Here is a 16329-nt window from a genome sequence, read left to right on the forward strand (position 1 = left end):
GGTAACCCCTTTTTTTATGCTCATGGATGAGCGGTATGCCGCGAGCGCATGGATGCACGGGAAGGGTGTATGTTCATGGATGAACGGGCAGAAAACCGCTCCTGCGTTTTCTGCATGCGGCCATCCTTGGCCTGGTAGCGTATTAGATCCCGTAGGCTTCGCGGTATTCCCGAATAGCTTGAAGCGCCTCAGGCATATCACCTTGCTGCTCAAGGTATTCAATCAGTTGGCTCAGGGTGATAATACTGATCACCGGGATGTTATAGTCTCTTTCCACTTCCTGTATCGCAGAGAGTTCTGCGCGCCCTTTTTCCTGACGATCCAGTGCAATCAGGACCCCAGCAGGTTGTGCGCCGGCCTGATCGAGTATCGACATCACTTCACGAATGGCCGTACCTGCGGTGATCACATCATCAATAATCAATGCGCGACCCTTCAGCTCGGCACCAACCAGCGAACCGCCTTCACCATGATCTTTGACTTCTTTACGATTAAAGACATAGGGCACGTCCTGTTGATAGTCGTTTGCCAGTGCAACTGCGGTTGTGGCCGCTAGTGGAATACCTTTATATGCTGGCCCAAAGAGCAGATCGTACTCTACGCCCGACTGCTGTAACGCAGCCGCATAGAACTGACCCAGTTTGCGCAGTGCCTCGCCAGAGCAAAACAGGCCGGCATTGAAAAAATAGGGGCTGACACGGCCGGATTTAAGTGTGAACTGGCCAAATCGTAGCACCTGGGTGTCGATGGCAAACTGGATAAACTCGCGTTGGTAATCGTGCATAGTCAATTCGCTGATAGGGGTTGTGGATAAGTGTGTAATGATAGCGTTCATGGGCGTTCTGATCCATGAAGTTTGACGGTATAAATTTCTTTTTGCCCTTGTAACCGATACAATCTACGACTTAATACTTATAACACCGAACCTGCTCAACGGAGCCGCCCACCTATGCGTGTGATCTCTTTCAATACTCAGGGTATTGAGCAAGCCACCGATAAAGGATTCTTTGACTGGATGATCAGGCAGGATGCAGATGTCGTGTGTCTGCAAAGCCTGCGAGCCAAAGAGTATCAACTGGATGCTGCGCGTTATCATCCAGAGGGTTACCATGCCTATTACTTTGACGCCTTTGAAGATGGCTTCAGTGGCGTGGCGATCTATACGCGTCATGTGCCTAAAGCGGTGATGACCGGGTTAGGTTTTGAGCAATGTGATTTTAATGGTCGGTTTATTCAGGCCGACTTTGATAAATTCAGTATCTCCTCACTGACGATCCCGTCAGGCCTGAAAAGTGATCAGGACCAGGCTGCCAAAATGGAGTATCTGGATCTGTTCATGGCGCATTTGAAGAAAACGTTGCGCAAGCGTCGTGACTTCATTTTTACCGGTACCTTCAACATTGCGCATAAGCCTGTCGATCTCAGTAACTGGTATGTGAATCAGCGGGTATCAGGCTTTCTGGCAGAGGAACGCATCTGGATTGAAGAAGTGTTCGGTGATCTGGGATATGTAGATGCCTTCCGTCAGGTGAATAAGGCTGACCGGCAGTATACCTGGTGGCCGGATTACAACCGGGCATGGAAACTGAACGAAGGGGCACGTCTGGATTACCAGATCACCACGCCTAATCTGCGTAAATCGATCAAAGCGGTATCGATATACAAGGAGCAGCGCTTCTCTGAGCATGCGCCGCTGATTATTGATTACGACCTGGATATTTGAGGTGGTGCTGGCTGAAGCCATCCTTCCGGGGCTTCAGCCAGTGGCTTTTAGCAAAGTATTAGCTGTTCTTTAGTGCTTCACGCTGTATCTGGTGAATCTCCGCAATACCTTTACGTGCCAGATCGAGCATGGCATTGAGTTCATCCTGCGTATAGGGTGCGGCTTCAGCGGTTCCCTGAACCTCAATAAAGCCACCTGCTTCAGTCATCACCACATTCATGTCGGTTTCGGCCACTGAGTCCTCTTCATAGTTCAGGTCCAGCACTGGCTCACCTTTGCAGATACCAACTGAAACAGCTGCAATCAGCTGTTTAAACGGATTGCCCTTTACGGCACCGTTTTTATCCTTGCGCAGAAACTCAATCGCATCAGCCAGAGCTACACAGGCACCACTGATCGCAGCCGTGCGTGTGCCACCATCAGCCTGAATGACGTCACAATCGATGGTGATGGTATTTTCGCCAAGCTTCTTCAGATCAATTGCCGCTCTGAGAGAGCGTCCAATCAATCGCTGAATTTCAATCGTACGACCGGATTGCTTTCCGCGGCTGGCTTCGCGGTCATTACGGGTGTTAGTGGCTCGTGGAAGCATGCCATATTCCGCTGTGACCCAACCTGAACCGGAACCACGCAGGAAGCGGGGAACGCCACGTTCAACGCTGGCAGTACAAAGTACTTTGGTATCACCGAACTCGACCAGAACAGAGCCTTCAGCGTGACGCGTATACTGACGGGTCATTTTTATTTCACGCAATTGGTCCGGTTGGCGTCCCCCCGGACGTAATTTGTTTAATCCTAGGCCCTTTAACTGTTCTGACAGACTGGTGCTCATTGTATCCCCTTGCTTGTCCTGCCACGCGTGGAGTCACGCGCACAAGACTGTTAATATGATCAGTCTGTCAATTTTAATCGAGATTGCCGAAGATGACACGAAGCATGACCGCTTTTGCCGTTCAAAATACGTCAATAGAGACAGCGGAAATCAAATGGGAGTTACGCTCCGTCAATAGCCGCTTTCTGGAAATGCATTTTCGCCTGCCTGAGCACTGCCGTGAGATTGAGCCGCTGTTGCGTGAACGTCTGCGCAGCCGCCTGAGTCGCGGTAAGGTTGAAGTGTCATTGCGGACAGTTGAAGATCTGACGACAGCCGCCCTGCAAGTGGATGATCAGCTGGTGAGCGCGTTGCTGACAGCTATTGCTCAGGTGGAAACACAGCTCCCGGCTTCAACAACGCTGTCACCGATGGAGTTACTGCGTTGGCCGGGTGTGATTAAGCAGCAGGAGCCGCAAAATCTGTCACAGGCAGAATTGCTTGCAGGCTTTGATCAGGCGCTGGATGCCCTCTGTGCAGGTCGAGAGCGGGAAGGCGCGACGTTACGTACGCTATTGAATCAACGTCTTGATGCGATTGCAGAGATTTTGTCTGCCTTGCGCGATGAGCTGCCATCAATCCTGGAGCGGCAGAAAACATTGTTACAGGAACGTACTGCCCGGCTGGTACAGGATGTAGACCCGGCACGTCTGGAGCAGGAAGTGGCACTACTTCTCCAGAAAGCCGATGTGGATGAGGAGCTGGACAGATTAGCGGTTCATCTGGATGAAGTTCGGCGTATTCTGCTGACGCAGGAACCGATGGGGCGCAAGCTGGACTTTTTGATGCAAGAACTCAATCGTGAAGCCAATACCCTGTCATCCAAATCAGTTGCCCTGTTTTCCACCCAGGCGGCGATTGATATCAAGGTGTTAATTGAGCAGATGCGTGAGCAAATTCAGAATATCGAATAGTTTTGTGTCCAAATAATTCAAGCCATGAATCTTCTGGCCGATAGCCTAATCAGGCAAGGATAACGAACACTTGCCAGGTTGATTGAGAAGGACTGCCTTTGCCCCTGAATCCATTAGGTCGATATACACCGAAACTGCTGCTGGCAGGAATACTGCTGATAGCGTTGGTCAGCAGTGCATTGATGTATGCGCGTGAAATACCGGATGCTGTTGATCCGGCTGAGCCGGGTGCCTCTGAAGCGGTTGCCGAGCTGGTTGTGGGTATTATCCATTACAGCCGTTGGCCGGATGGCCTGAAGGACCTTGAACTCTGTGTGCTGGGTGACGCCCAGTATGCCTCTGCTTTACTGGCTGCTGAATATCAGGTCGGTGACTATTCCATTCGTAGTCGCCAGCTGTCTGATTTGATCACTGCGACCTTGCTGGGTTGTCAGATAGTGTACATTGCCCCGATGACGGCTGCGGATGATATCGACCATCTGTATACGAAGTTATATGGCAGCGCCATACTGACAATTGATGAACAGAATGAGGCCTGTCGCGTTGGGTCGATGTTCTGTTTCCAGATCCTTCCCGGCGAACGGCCCAGCTTTAAGGTGAACCTGGACGCAGTTGCCCGCAGTCAGTTGCGTGTGCACCCCGGCGTGCTCAGACTTGGACAGCGAAGGATCGACGAATGACTCAATCGCACCAGCACCGACATCGGTCTGCTGCCTTGCCCAGCCTTAAAACACTCTATAAACGCACCAGCCTGACAGTGGTACTGTGCAGTGTGGTCTTGGTGGGTGTTGTGATGGGCTTGATTGGCGTATTGAAGCTATTAAGCCTGGCACATATGAATTTACAGTTAGTGGCACGTTCTGCTGCGGTCACCATCGAAGCTTCCGTATATTTTGATGACCGTGAAGTGATGCAGGAACAGCTGCAACAGCTGCTCCCTCAGGCCGATGTAGTCAAAGCGCATTTATCTCTGGTATCAGGGGAGCGTTTTGATATCTGGGTTCTGCCCGATGATGAGCGCCTGAGGCCCTGGATGCATGCGCTGGTTGAGCAGATGTTTGACCCTGTCAGTGTTGCGGTGCAGATGCAGGGTGAGACGCTGGCAACACTGACGTTATGGCCAAAAGGTGAGCGAATTCTGCGCTTTATGCTGAGTGGCTTACTGGCGCTGGTGGTGTGTATGCTGCTGACGGGTGGCTTGATCTGGCGTGTCACGCAGCGGCTGCAACGGCAGCTCAGTGAGCCTTTGTTGGAACTGGCAGATATTACTGCCAGAGTGCGTAGCAGTCGTGATTTCAGTCTGAGGGTTTCACGCAGTCAAATTGCTGAAATTGATCACTTGCGTGTCGACTTTAATGCGCTGCTGGATGAACTGCATCAGTGGCAAGGCGCAATGGAGGCGATGAACCATGATCTCCATTATCACGCGCATCACGATACATTGACGGGGGTATCTAACCGTCACTACTTTGAAAAAGCGTTACAGCGTGCACTGGATTATGCTGCTGCTCATGCTACGCCTCTCAGTATTCTCTATATTGACGGAGATGGCTTTAAAACCATCAATGATACCTATGGGCATGCAGCCGGTGATCAGGTGTTACAGGCCCTGGCGGTGCGTATACAGTCAGCCTTGCGAGAGACTGACCTGGTGGCCCGCATGGGCGGTGACGAGTTTTGTGTGTTGCTGAACCATGTGGGTGATCTGGACGAAGTCGAACGCGTGTGCCTGAAAATGCTTCATGCTGTTAATCAGCCTCTAGAGTTGTCATCGGGTGATGAGGTGACTTTATCTATCAGTATCGGTGTTGCCCGGTATCCAGAGCAGGGCAGTAGTGTCGATGAGCTCATGCATGCCGCGGATGCGGCGATGTATGGTGTGAAGCGCGAAGGTAAAAATGGATGTGGATTTTAATGGAAAACTTAATGAGTCCGAGAAGGAGTGAGATGCAAAACTATACACGTTATCTATGCAGCCTGCTGTTGGTGCTGCTGTTGACTGCTTGCCAGAGTTTACCGCAGGGGTTCTCACCTCAGCAGGTCAGGGTTTTACAGCAAGAAGGCTTTGAGCCGCTGGGAGAAGACTGGGTATTGAATCTGTCGGTGCTTATCCTGTTCGGCTTTGATGAGGCCTCCCTGAATCAACAAAGTCAGCAGGAAGTACAGCGCTTGGGGCGTACTCTGCTGGATATCGGGATAGATAAAATTCGTATAGAAGGTCATGCCGATACGATCGGTGATCCTGGCTATAATCTGCAACTTTCTCAGCAGCGTGCCGATGCTGTCGGACGCGAGATCGAAGCGGCCGGTATGCAGCCCTCTGCCATTCAGGCACAGGGCATGGGTAGTGCGTTTCCGGTGGCAAGTAACGATACGCTGGAAGGGCGGGCCCAGAACAGACGGGTTACACTGATTGTAACCCCTTGACTGGAATGCGCGCCTGCTCCACCGCCCAGCAGGCAACCTGACTGTCGTTGTGCGTCACTACGGCAGGGCGCTGCTCTTTGCAGAGTGTATCTGCGTATTCACAGCGTGGATGGAAGGTGCAACCTGACGGCGGATTGATAGGGCTGGGTATTTCGCCTGTTACGGGTTTACGTCTGCGTCCACTCATCTCATGGTCGGGGATGGCGTCCAGTAGCATACGGGTATAGGGGTGTGCTGGTTGGCTGAAGAGTTGTTCGCTGGGAGCATCTTCAACCATTGAACCTAGGTAAAGCACCCCGATACGGTCGGCCATATGCTTGACAACTGAAAGGTCGTGGCTGATAAACAGATAGGTCAGGCCAAACTCATCCTGCAGGTCTCGCATCAGGTTGAGTATTTGTGCCTGTACTGAGACATCCAGGGCTGAGGTAGGTTCGTCACAGACCAGAAAGTCCGGTTGGGCGGACAGGGCGCGTGCAATGGCGATACGCTGTCGCTGCCCACCTGAAAACTCGTGTGGGTATTTATGTCGATCACGGCCTGCCAGACCCACTTTATCCAGCAGCTCTTCAACGGTTCGTGTGACCTGGGCCTGGCTGGTAGCCAAGCCAAACGCATGAATGGGTTCTGCAATGATATCGCCGACCCGCCAGCGAGGATTCAGGCTGGCGAAGGGGTCCTGGAAAATCATTTGAATCCGCCGTCTCAGCGTCTTGAATGCCTCCCCGCGGGTTTCGCGCAGTATCTTTCCATCAAAACGTATTTCCCCTGAAGAGGGGTGAATCAGATCGACAATCAATTTGGCGATAGTGGATTTACCTGAACCGGACTCGCCGACCAAAGCAAAGGTTTCTCCCTGATTTACGCTGAATGAAACCTGATCTACTGCGGTTAAAAAGCGTTGAGGCTCACTCTCTATCACACGGTTTAACCAGGGTTTTGAAACGTCGAAGTGGCATGACAGGTTTTGTACCTGTAGCAAGGGTTGTTTCATGTCGGGATATTCCTGTCGCACAGAAAGACTCATGGGGTCGCTCCTTCATACAGCCAGCAGGCGACGTGTCCTTGATCAGTCGTGATGAGGTCCGGGCGATCCTGGGTACAGCGTGGTAGGCGTTGGTTACAACGCGGGTTGAAGGCGCAGCCGCTAGGTATCGCATCCAGTCTTGGCATGCTGCCGGGTATTTGCACCAGTCGATCCACCTGTTGCGTGATCGAAGGGATGGAGCCCATCAGGCCCTGGGTATAAGGGTGTTGCGGGTGTTTGACTATCTGTCGCACATCACCGATCTCGGCGATACGGCCGGCATACATTACCGCCACCCGGTCGCAGGCCTCGGCAATGACGCCCATATCATGGGTGACCAGCATTACCGCAGTACCATGCTCATGGCACATGCGCTTAAGGACATCAATAATCTGCGCCTGCACGGACACATCCAGAGCGGTCGTCGGCTCATCGGCAATAATCAGTTCTGGCTCACCGGCCAGCGCAAGTGCGATCACCACGCGTTGCCGCATACCGCCTGAAAATTGATGGGGGTAGTCATCAATGCGCTTTTCTGCAGCAGGAATACCGACCTCATCCAGCAGTTGTATGGCGCGTGCCCGTGCCGCCTTGTCATTCAGCGGCAAGTGCGTCTGAATGGTTTCAACTAACTGGTCAGCAATCGTAAGTATCGGATTCAGTGAGGTTAGAGGGTCCTGGAAAATCATGGCGATACGCTTGCCGCGCAGACGGCGGAGCTGCTCATAGGGCAACTGATCAATACGCTGGTCACCCAGCCAGATCTCTCCTGAAGCGATGTGCCCGGGTGGCTCCAGAAGACCGATAATAGCCGCTCCTGTGAGCGATTTGCCGGCACCGGATTCACCCACCATGCCCAGAATTTCGCCAGGTCGTATATCGAAGGAAACCTGGTCAAGAGCCGTCAGGCGTGTTTTGCGTTTCGGAAATTCAACAACCAGGTCTCGGACTGAGAGTAGTGCATCTGTCATATCAGCGTAACCTTGGATTCAGAGCATCGCGCAACCAGTCGCCTAGCAGGTTGACTGACAACGCCAGGATCAAAAGCGTGATGCCGGGAAAGAGTGTAATCCACCACTCACCAGAAAACAGGAATTCGTTACCTACCCGAATCAGGGTGCCAAGACTGGGTTGGGTCGCCGGTACCCCGACGCCAAGAAATGACAGGGTGGATTCCAGAATAATGGCCAGTGCGAGGCCGATGGTGCCGATGACCAGTACGGGTCCCATCACATTTGGCAGGATATGCCGTGCCAGAATGCGGATGGAGGACACACCAAATAATCGGGCTGCCTGAACATACTCCTTGTTTTTCTCAGCCAGCGTGGAGCTTCTGACGGTGCGGGCATATTGCACCCAGTCACTCAATCCGATCGACAGAATGAGCACATAGATAGCCGCTTGCTCCTGCATTTCACTGGGGATCAGGCTTTTGGTGATACCAAAAATCAGCAGTGCGACCAGAATCGCCGGAAAGCTCAGCTGAACATCGGCAATACGCATAATCAGGGTGTCGACCCAGCCACCTTTATAGCCTGCGATCAGCCCCAGGGTGATCCCCAGAATCGCGGCAAAAGCGACGGCTGCGAAACCGACCAGTAGTGAAATGCGCGCACCATAGAGAATGGCCGAAAAAATGTCACGCCCCTGGCTGTCGGTGCCCATCCAGTAAAGGTTGCCGGTAAAGGCATTTGGTTGCATGGGCGGTGTGAAGCCATCCATCAGGTTCAGCGTTGAGGGATCAAAGGGGGTGTGGGGTGCGATCCAGGGTGCCAGCGCTGCGGCGAGAATGATGACAAGTGTCAGAATGGCCGACAAAATAATGATCGGACGACGGCTGAAGTCATAGAACAGATCACTGTCCAGAATACGGCGCACCAGGCCATCATTCGTTGGCGGTGTAGAAGGTGTGGTTTGATCAGTCATATCCACTTACTCATATAAACTACAGTATCAGCGTCCTGCGCTGCGTTTCACGACTCTGAGACGAGGGTCTACCGCAAAATAGAGCAGGTCCACGATCAGGTTGATCACCACAAATACCAGTGCAATCAACAGCAGGTATGCCGACATGAACGGAATATCGACAAAGCGGATAGCATTGATAAACAGCAGACCTACACCTGGCCACTGAAAGACAGTCTCAGTGATAATTGCAAAGGCAATAATCGAGCCGAGCTGCAGTCCGGCAATGGTGATGACCGGCAACAGGGTGTTTTTCAGTGCATGGCGAAAGTGAATGGAGCGCTGTTTGATGCCGCGTGCGCGTGCAAATTTGATGTAATCAGTACGCAGGACTTCCAGCATTTCTGCGCGCACAAGGCGCATCAGCAGTGTTAACTGAAACAGCCCGAGCGTGATTGCTGGCAGAATCAGGGATTTCCAGCCGGAAACTGTCAGCAGGCCGGTGCTCCAGTTTTCAGTAATCTGTACGGTTTCACCTCGCCCAAATGAAGGCAGCCATTGCAGCTCCACTGAAAAAACATAGATCAGCAGGATACCAATCAGGAACGTAGGTAATGAAACACCAATCAGGGAAGAGGACATAATGAAGTGGCTCAGCCATCCATCGCGGCGCAGTGCTGTATATACACCAAGTGCTATCCCCAGACTGATCGCCAGTACACCGGATACCAGTGCCAGCTCCAGCGTGGCAGGCAGGCGTTCAGCAATTACCTCGGACACCGGACGTGCCATACGATAGGAGATGCCAAATTCCCCTTTAACGGCATTACCGACAAAACGGAAAAACTGTATCGGTATTGGATCGTTTAATCCCAGGCGCTCACGCAGCTCGGCACGATCCTGTTGGCTGGCTTCCTGGCCTACCATGTTGTTGATGGGGTCGCCGACAAACTGGAACAGGCTGAAAGAGATGAAGGCAACCACCAACATCACGATAACCGCCTGGATCAGGCGGCGAATTAACATTGCGATCATAATGTAATGCTCTTCTGAAATAACAGAGCTTCCCCTTGGTCGCTATACCAAGGGGAAGGTGTCAGTATTATTTAAATTTCAGGTATTTGAGCATCGGTTGGTTCTGGGACTGTACCGCAAAATCGATATCCTGACGGACGGCCCAGTTGAGTACCTGATGATGGACCGGCAGGTAGACGATTTCATCCTGCACAATTTCCCAGGCACGGGCGATTTTGGCATTACGTTCGGTCAGGTCAGTTTCGGTTGGCAAGGCACGTGACAGGCTGTCAAACTCGGCATTGGACCAGCCGGTGAAGTTCCAGGCACCGGTATCCGGTGTTTTGGTTTCCAGCAGGAAGTCAAACACATAATGAGAGTCCAGTGGTGGTACTGCCCAGCCCAGGATGTAGAAGTCCAGTTCACCCTGCTGCAGTTCAGCGAAGTGAATACTGTTGGCGCGTGCATCCAGGCGTACATTGATACCGACCTGACCCAGCATGCCGGTTACAGCCTGACAGATCGCTTCATCATTTACATAGCGGTCATTGGTACAGGTCAGGGTGACATTAAAGCCATCCGGATAACCGGCTTCAGTCAGTAATGCCTTGGCGCGATTGACATCGGTTGCAGGTACCGTATCCAGCTCAGCGGTATAGCCGTTGACGAATGAGGGTGCAATCATGCCCGCTGGAACTGACTGCCCGCGCATCACCACCTGTTGAATCGCCTGGCGGTTGATGGCGATATTCATCGCTTCACGAACACGCTTGTCGGCAAAGGGGTTTTTACCCTTGATGTTGGAGGTGCGCAGCTCTTCCCGGCCCTGATCCATACCAAAGAAAATGGTACGGTTTTCTGGTCCGGACAGCATGGTGATATTGTTTGATCCACTCAGTCGGTTAATGTCCTGAACGGGCACATCCTGAAGGAAATCAATTTCACCTGACAGCATTGCCGCAGCGCGTGTGGCAGCTGACTGGATCGGTGTCAGCACAACACGGCTGATTTCCATGGGGAACTGCTCTTTACCCCAGTACTCATCATTACGAACCATCTCGGTGCGCACATCAGGGTCGCGGCTGACCAGGCGGAAAGGTCCTGTACCATTGGCGTTACGTACGGCGAAATTCTCTTCACCGGCAGAGTAGTCCTGTGGCGTAGTTACATTATTCGCTTCGGCCCATGCCTTGCTCATGATAAACAGGTTGGTGAGATTGTTGGGCAGCAGCGGAGTCGGTCCATTGGTTTCAATATGTACGGTCAGCGGATCTACTGCCCGGACCTCGACGACTGAACTGATCAGGGTGCGCATATCCGAGTTTGGATGCTGTGCACGCTGGAATGAAAAGACCACGTCCTCAGCCGTGAAAGGGCTGCCGTCATGGAAGGTCACGCCTTCACGCAGTTTGAACTCCCAGACATTTGGATTGTCGGTTACTTCCCAGGAAGTGGCCAGTCCCGGCTGCATTTCTGAATCCAGATCCAGGTAAATAAGCGGGTTATAAATCTGATGCGCGACAGCATGTGTCTGACCATGGTTCTGAGAGTGTGGATCAAACGTCAGAGAGTCTCCGGCACTGGCCCAGCGAAGCGTTTGGGCGCTGGCGCCTGTGATCATAAGCATGGATAACGCTGTTCCGAGTGTGACAGCACGAAGCATTTTATTCATGTGGGTTCCTCATGAAATGATAATATCCTGAGTGCGCGGTTGGGTTCCCGGGCAGTTTTTTGTTTTTGTTCAAACAGCTTATAAGCGTAGCTTCAGATCAGATGTTTATCTAGTATGATGTCTGAACTGATAAATCAATAAAATACACGTCTGCTTGACGATGTATAATGACAATTTCATTCAGGATAGGGTCATGAAAACGCCAGGAACACTTTATATCATTTCGGCACCATCGGGTGCGGGTAAAACCAGCCTGGTCAAAGCGCTGCTGAAGCGTGATGCCGGCGTGCGGGTATCTGTCTCTCATACCACCCGAGCTCCTCGTCCAGGGGAAGAGGATGGCAAGGACTATAATTTTGTCTCCCAGGCGCTGTTTGACCAGATGATTAATGATGCCGTGTTTCTGGAATACGCCGAAGTCTTTGGTAACAAGTACGGTACCTCCCAGACTTGGGTCGCTGAACAGTTGGCTGAAGGTGTTGATGTTATTCTGGAAATCGACTGGCAAGGTGCTCAGCAGGTCCGTCATCTGATGAAGCATGCGCTGTCGATTTTTATACTGCCTCCGAGTAAGGCCGTGCTGGCGCAGCGTCTGCAAGGGCGTGGACAGGATGATGAAGCGGTGATTGCGCATCGAATGTCCAAGGCGGTGGATGAGATGAGTCATTATCCTGAGTTCGATTATGTTATCATTAATGACGACTTTGACCAGGCGCTTGCCGAGTTGCACAGTGTGTTTGTAGCCAGACGCCTGCGGCAGGAAGTTCAGCAGTGCCGTCATGCGGGTTTGCTGGCAGAACTCTTGTCGTAAAACTGATCATTTCGTAAACTATTGCATCTTTTTTGCCCCGAATTCTGAGGTTGGTATGGCCCGAGTAACTGTAGAAGACTGTCTTGATAATCTGGAAAATCGTTTTGAGCTGGTAATGGTGGCTTCAAAGCGTGCGCGTCAGCTGGCTGTAGGTGGCAAAGATGCCAAGGTTGAGTGGGAAAATGACAAGCCGACAGTGGTTGCGTTGCGTGAAATCAGTGCGGGTCTGATTGACCGTTCTGTGCTTGAAGATGCCGAAGAGTTCTGATTCTTCCAATTCTCCCTCTGATGCGGCATCATCACTGACAGGGCGGTGGTTTTATTGAAAGACACCGTCCATACAGGAGGGGTGATGCCGACCATTGATGATCTTTCTCAGCGTTTAACAGAGTATCTTGATCCGGAGCAGATTAATCTGGTCCGGCGAGCCTACTTTTACGCTGAGCAAGCCCATGACGGCCAGCGACGCAAAAGCGGTGAACCCTATGTGACGCACCCGCTGGCGGTAGCCTCAATTCTGGCCAATATGCACATGGATCATCCCAGCCTGATCTCGGCCATGTTGCATGATGTTATTGAAGATACGGATATTTGCTATCAAGGGATAGCCGAACAGTTTGGTCAATCTGTTGCCGATATAGTCGATGGTGTTTCCAAGCTGACCCATCTGGAGTTTGAGACCCGCGCGGAAGCACAGGCGGAAAATTTTCAGAAAATGGTGCTGGCAATGGCGGAGGATATCCGCGTCATCATCGTCAAATTGTCTGACCGGTTGCATAACATGCGCACACTGGGTGCCATGCCACCGGAAAAACAGCGCCGTATCGCACGTGAAACTCTGGATATCTATTCGCCTGTGGCGGCCCGTCTGGGTATGCGAGATCTGCAGGTCGAGCTTGAAGATCTGGCCTTTCAGGCCTATCACCCGATGCGGGCGAAATATATCCGCCGAGCCGTGGTCAAGGCCCGGGGGCAGCGCAAGGACGTCATCAGCAGTATCGAGAAAGCGATTGATGGCCGCTTGAAGATGGAAGGTCTGAAGGGCTCCGTCACCGGGCGTGAAAAGCATCTGTACAGCATCTATAAAAAGATGAAAACCCAGCGTAAGGCCTTTGTCGACATCATGGATGTGTTTGCCTTCCGCATTGTCACGGAAACAGTCGATGACTGCTACCGTATCCTGGGTGCGGTACACAATCTCTACAAGCCGGTTCCAGGGCGTTTCAAGGATTATATCGCGATACCTAAAGCCAATGGTTATCAGTCACTCCATACCGATCTGTTTGGAGCCAAGGACATCACCATTGAAGTGCAGATTCGTACGCATGAAATGGATGCTGTCGCCAGTCAGGGGATCGCCGAGCACAGTCATTACAAGATGTATGGTGATTCCGACAGCGCCGTCGGTTCCTATAACCGCGCCCGCAAGTGGGTGAAAGGCCTGCTGGAAATGCAGGAGCGGGCCGGTGACTCCATGGAGTTTATCGAGCATGTCAAAAAAGACCTGTTCCCGGATGAAGTCTATGTGTTCACGCCCAAAGGGCGTATCCTGGAATTGCCGAAAGGCGCAACCCCTGTCGACTTTGCCTATGCTGTTCACACAGATGTGGGTAACTCTTGTGTTTCCTGTCGTATAGACCGACGTCTGGCACCGCTGTCGCAACCTCTGGAAAGTGGGCAGACGGTCGAAATTATTACCACACCAAGAGCTCAGCCAAATATGGCCTGGCTTAACTTTGTTGTCACCGGAAAAGCGCGTTCCAGTATTCGGCATTTCCTGAAAAACCAGCAGCGTCACGAATCCATCGAGCTGGGGCGGCGCTTGCTGAACCAGTTCCTGAGCAATTATGGTACTTCGCTTGAGCATGTCGATGCGGACAAGCTGATGGGTGTGTTGCGTGAAGCGGAATTGAGTTCACTGCAGGACCTGCTGGAAGATATCGGCATGGGTAATCGCATGGCCTACGTGGTAGCTCGACGCCTGAAGCCGGATACTGTGGAAGAGGACACGCCGCAGCGTACCAAGGGTAAGCCGATCGCCATTAAGGGTGTAGAAGGTGTGGTATTGCAATATGCCCGTTGTTGTCACCCGATACCGGGAGATGCGATTGTAGGCTATCTCAGTGCAGGCAAAGGCATGGTGGTACATCGTACAGATTGCGGCAATCTGGGTACGTTGAAAGATGATCCTGAGCGCTGTATCTACCTGGAGTGGTCAGGTAGCGAAACCGAGGAGTACCCGGTGACGCTGATGCTGGAGGTAGAGTCTCAGCGTGGCATTATCGCCAACCTGGCATCTGCTGTGACCGAAGCTGGCGCGAATCTGTTGAAGATCGACAGCGGTGAGCATGAAGGACAGATATACAAGGTCCAGATGGATTTGGCCGTCAATAATCGTGTCCACCTGGCAGCAGTAATCAAGAAGCTCAGACGTCTGCGCGCGGTGCTGAAAATTATCCGTCCTTAGTGTTACAGGTCAGGATTGTGGTCTCAATATCCTGATATTGTTGCCATGGACAGGGCCTCTTCTGAGTGCTGAATCGACTCGGGATTGAATGGTTTGGTTTTGTCCAGCTTCTGTTACACTAACTTTAAGAATAAACAGGTTATTACAACACGAGGGGTAGTAAATTGTCTGTCGGTGCGAGACCTTTGGGTCATGTGGAACAACATGTGGTCAGGATAGCTCTGGTGCACGATAAGCAGGGAAAGGCTTTGGTTCTCTTGCCTGCACACGCACTGCTCAACCTGGCTTCCTTGTGGCGTTTAACCGGGCGTCAGTTGCAGCCGGTCAGCTGCCAAGATGCACGTCGCTTCTTCACTCAGGATGGGCTGAAAACCCCCTGGGGGCAGCAGCAACTGCTGGAAATGCCGCTGGTGATCGACAGTGCCGTTGACCTGAAGCATAAAAATGAACTCTGGGAACCCTTCACCGGTTTGCGTTTTCGTGTGCGTGACGAATGGCTGAAAAAAGCCGAGTACCACGGACCTTTGGGGCTCACTTCTGAGCTGATTCGTGAACACACGCCGCAGCAATCAGATGTCGAAGCCATTACCCGGGCGCTGGAGCATTTTTCAGCCTTGCGGGTACGTCAGCGTCTGGAAGATACGCTCAGTCTACCGGGTTTCAGCCAGACAACGCGTAAACTGATCATGTTGCGCAGTGATCCTGATGGAAATATCGATGACCTGCTCAAAGTGATCAAACTGGATGCGCCCGTCTGTGCGCAAGTGATGAGTTGGGCGGCCTCTCCCTACTATGCTGCGCCTGGTAAGGTGGAGTCGATCGAAGATGCCGTGATTCGTGTACTCGGGTTTGATCTGGTGATTAATCTGGCGCTGGGTGTTGCAATGGGGCGTATCATGAGCCTGCCTGAAAATATGGTACGCGGCGGAACACCTTTCTGGTTGCAGTCAGTTGCGTTGGCGGTGTTTGCAGATCACCTTGCCCGCCTGGTGCAGAGTGAGCAACGACCCAAGCCTGGCCTGGTCTATTTGTCCGGCCTGTTACATAACTTTGGTTATCTGCTGCTCGCCCATCTGTTCCCGGCACAGTTTTCGACCCTGTCACGTTACATAGAGGCCAACCCTCATCTGCCCTGTACTCTGGTTGAACAACAGGTGCTGAGGTTGACACGTGAACAGGTCGGCGCCTGGTTGCTGGAAAACTGGGATTTACCTGCTGAGGTTTGTGTCGCGGTTCGGCGTCAGCATGAACCTGGTTACACCGGCATGCATGCCGAGTATGCACAGCTGATTCACATTGCCAGCCGGATTCTGCGTGAACTGGGTTACAGTGATGGTCCGGTTGAGCCTGTTTCTGCCAGTGAATTACTGCGTATCGGTTTAACCCCTGAACTGAAGGAGCTGGCCGTGGAGTCTTTCCTGAATAATCAGGAGCAGCTGCGTGAGTTGGCACATCTTTTTGCTCAGGGGCATGAGGAGAGCTGAAGCGCCTTTGGGTT

16 protein-coding genes are annotated in these 16329 nt (G+C 52.2%); 9 read left to right on the top strand and 7 right to left on the bottom strand.

The window, feature by feature from the left end:
• Positions 1 to 142 precede the first annotated feature (142 nt).
• The gene (gene pyrE, locus ADINL_RS01760) at positions 143 to 784 is read right to left on the bottom strand and encodes an orotate phosphoribosyltransferase (protein ID WP_036543415.1); all 642 of its coding nucleotides are present in this window, start codon (positions 782 to 784) and stop codon (positions 143 to 145) included.
• A gap of 165 nt (positions 785 to 949) precedes the next feature.
• Between pyrE and ADINL_RS01765 the strand changes: the two genes are divergently transcribed.
• The gene (locus ADINL_RS01765; RefSeq protein WP_036543260.1) at positions 950 to 1723 is read left to right on the top strand and encodes an exodeoxyribonuclease III; all 774 of its coding nucleotides are present in this window, start codon (positions 950 to 952) and stop codon (positions 1721 to 1723) included.
• Between the two features lie 58 nt (positions 1724 to 1781).
• Here the strand turns inward: ADINL_RS01765 and rph are convergent, their stop codons facing one another.
• A complete protein-coding gene (rph, locus tag ADINL_RS01770; protein ID WP_051632474.1) occupies positions 1782 to 2555 on the bottom strand; it encodes a ribonuclease PH in 774 nt (257 codons plus the stop codon).
• 92 nt (positions 2556 to 2647) lie between these two features.
• Here rph and ADINL_RS01775 point away from each other — a divergent pair, with 92 nt between their 5' ends.
• From ADINL_RS01775 to yfiB, 4 genes are all read left to right on the top strand, one after another.
• Positions 2648 to 3508, top strand: coding sequence for a YicC/YloC family endoribonuclease (locus tag ADINL_RS01775; RefSeq protein ID WP_036543262.1), 861 nt, complete (start codon positions 2648 to 2650; stop codon positions 3506 to 3508).
• Positions 3509 to 3606: 98 nt separating this feature from the next.
• Positions 3607 to 4188, top strand: a complete 582-nt coding sequence (gene yfiR, locus ADINL_RS01780) for a regulatory sequestration protein YfiR (RefSeq protein ID WP_051632475.1) — start codon at positions 3607 to 3609, stop codon at positions 4186 to 4188.
• The gene (gene dgcN, locus ADINL_RS01785; RefSeq protein WP_051632476.1) at positions 4185 to 5423 is read left to right on the top strand and encodes a diguanylate cyclase DgcN/YfiN; all 1239 of its coding nucleotides are present in this window, start codon (positions 4185 to 4187) and stop codon (positions 5421 to 5423) included. The genes yfiR and dgcN overlap by 4 nt, the downstream gene beginning before the upstream one ends.
• Before the next feature lie 32 nt (positions 5424 to 5455).
• Entirely contained in the window at positions 5456 to 5935 is a 480-nt protein-coding gene (gene yfiB, locus ADINL_RS01790; RefSeq protein ID WP_036543266.1) for an outer membrane lipoprotein YfiB, read from the top strand.
• Here the strand turns inward: yfiB and ADINL_RS01795 are convergent.
• The 5 genes from ADINL_RS01795 to ADINL_RS01815 form a co-directional block, all read right to left on the bottom strand.
• Positions 5913 to 6962, bottom strand: coding sequence for an ABC transporter ATP-binding protein (locus ADINL_RS01795; protein ID WP_204368183.1), 1050 nt, complete (start codon positions 6960 to 6962; stop codon positions 5913 to 5915). The two genes, yfiB and ADINL_RS01795, sit on opposite strands and share 23 nt — an antisense overlap.
• A complete protein-coding gene (locus ADINL_RS01800) occupies positions 6959 to 7933 on the bottom strand; it encodes an ABC transporter ATP-binding protein (protein WP_036543270.1) in 975 nt (324 codons plus the stop codon). The genes ADINL_RS01795 and ADINL_RS01800 overlap by 4 nt, the downstream gene beginning before the upstream one ends.
• Before the next feature lies 1 nt (position 7934).
• Positions 7935 to 8888, bottom strand: a complete 954-nt coding sequence (locus ADINL_RS01805; protein WP_036543273.1) for an ABC transporter permease — start codon at positions 8886 to 8888, stop codon at positions 7935 to 7937.
• Positions 8889 to 8915: 27 nt separating this feature from the next.
• The gene (locus tag ADINL_RS01810) at positions 8916 to 9902 is read right to left on the bottom strand and encodes an ABC transporter permease (RefSeq protein ID WP_036543277.1); all 987 of its coding nucleotides are present in this window, start codon (positions 9900 to 9902) and stop codon (positions 8916 to 8918) included.
• A 67-nt stretch (positions 9903 to 9969) separates the two neighbouring features.
• Positions 9970 to 11553 carry an ABC transporter substrate-binding protein gene (locus ADINL_RS01815; RefSeq protein ID WP_036543280.1) on the bottom strand — a complete coding sequence of 528 codons (1584 nt, stop codon included), beginning with the start codon at positions 11551 to 11553 and terminating at the stop codon, positions 9970 to 9972.
• A gap of 193 nt (positions 11554 to 11746) precedes the next feature.
• On the opposite strand from ADINL_RS01815, the gene gmk reads away from it, so the two are divergent.
• The 4 genes from gmk (at position 11747) to ADINL_RS01835 (ending at position 16315) form a co-directional block, all read left to right on the top strand.
• Positions 11747 to 12364 (top strand): guanylate kinase, encoded by a 618-nt coding sequence (gene gmk, locus ADINL_RS01820; RefSeq protein ID WP_036543283.1) that lies wholly within the window; start codon positions 11747 to 11749, stop codon positions 12362 to 12364.
• 55 nt (positions 12365 to 12419) lie between these two features.
• Positions 12420 to 12632, top strand: coding sequence for a DNA-directed RNA polymerase subunit omega (gene rpoZ / locus ADINL_RS01825; RefSeq protein ID WP_036543285.1), 213 nt, complete (start codon positions 12420 to 12422; stop codon positions 12630 to 12632).
• A gap of 84 nt (positions 12633 to 12716) precedes the next feature.
• Complete coding sequence (locus ADINL_RS01830) at positions 12717 to 14831, top strand: RelA/SpoT family protein (RefSeq protein ID WP_036543290.1); 2115 nt, start codon at positions 12717 to 12719, stop codon at positions 14829 to 14831.
• 224 nt (positions 14832 to 15055) lie between these two features.
• The gene (locus tag ADINL_RS01835; protein WP_239644313.1) at positions 15056 to 16315 is read left to right on the top strand and encodes an HDOD domain-containing protein; all 1260 of its coding nucleotides are present in this window, start codon (positions 15056 to 15058) and stop codon (positions 16313 to 16315) included.
• The last annotated feature ends 14 nt before the right edge of the window (positions 16316 to 16329 follow it).

This window comes from Nitrincola lacisaponensis (assembly GCF_000691225.1).
Lineage (GTDB): Bacteria > Pseudomonadota > Gammaproteobacteria > Pseudomonadales > Balneatricaceae > Nitrincola > Nitrincola lacisaponensis.

Excerpts from the sequence above, each read along its gene's own strand:
- gmk (WP_036543283.1), top strand. The coding sequence starts at position 11,747 with ATGAAAACGCCAGGAACACTTTATATCATTTCGGCACCATCGGGTGCG.
- ADINL_RS01810 (WP_036543277.1), bottom strand. The coding sequence starts at position 9,902 with ATGATCGCAATGTTAATTCGCCGCCTGATCCAGGCGGTTATCGTGATG.
- rpoZ (WP_036543285.1), top strand. The coding sequence starts at position 12,420 with ATGGCCCGAGTAACTGTAGAAGACTGTCTTGATAATCTGGAAAATCGT.
- dgcN (WP_051632476.1), top strand. The coding sequence starts at position 4,185 with ATGACTCAATCGCACCAGCACCGACATCGGTCTGCTGCCTTGCCCAGC.
- ADINL_RS01800 (WP_036543270.1), bottom strand. The coding sequence starts at position 7,933 with ATGACAGATGCACTACTCTCAGTCCGAGACCTGGTTGTTGAATTTCCG.
- pyrE (WP_036543415.1), bottom strand. The coding sequence starts at position 784 with ATGCACGATTACCAACGCGAGTTTATCCAGTTTGCCATCGACACCCAG.
- rph (WP_051632474.1), bottom strand. The coding sequence starts at position 2,555 with ATGAGCACCAGTCTGTCAGAACAGTTAAAGGGCCTAGGATTAAACAAA.
- ADINL_RS01765 (WP_036543260.1), top strand. The coding sequence starts at position 950 with ATGCGTGTGATCTCTTTCAATACTCAGGGTATTGAGCAAGCCACCGAT.
- yfiB (WP_036543266.1), top strand. The coding sequence starts at position 5,456 with ATGCAAAACTATACACGTTATCTATGCAGCCTGCTGTTGGTGCTGCTG.
- ADINL_RS01805 (WP_036543273.1), bottom strand. The coding sequence starts at position 8,888 with ATGACTGATCAAACCACACCTTCTACACCGCCAACGAATGATGGCCTG.
- ADINL_RS01775 (WP_036543262.1), top strand. The coding sequence starts at position 2,648 with ATGACACGAAGCATGACCGCTTTTGCCGTTCAAAATACGTCAATAGAG.
- ADINL_RS01795 (WP_204368183.1), bottom strand. The coding sequence starts at position 6,962 with ATGAGTCTTTCTGTGCGACAGGAATATCCCGACATGAAACAACCCTTG.
- ADINL_RS01830 (WP_036543290.1), top strand. The coding sequence starts at position 12,717 with ATGCCGACCATTGATGATCTTTCTCAGCGTTTAACAGAGTATCTTGAT.
- ADINL_RS01815 (WP_036543280.1), bottom strand. The coding sequence starts at position 11,553 with ATGAATAAAATGCTTCGTGCTGTCACACTCGGAACAGCGTTATCCATG.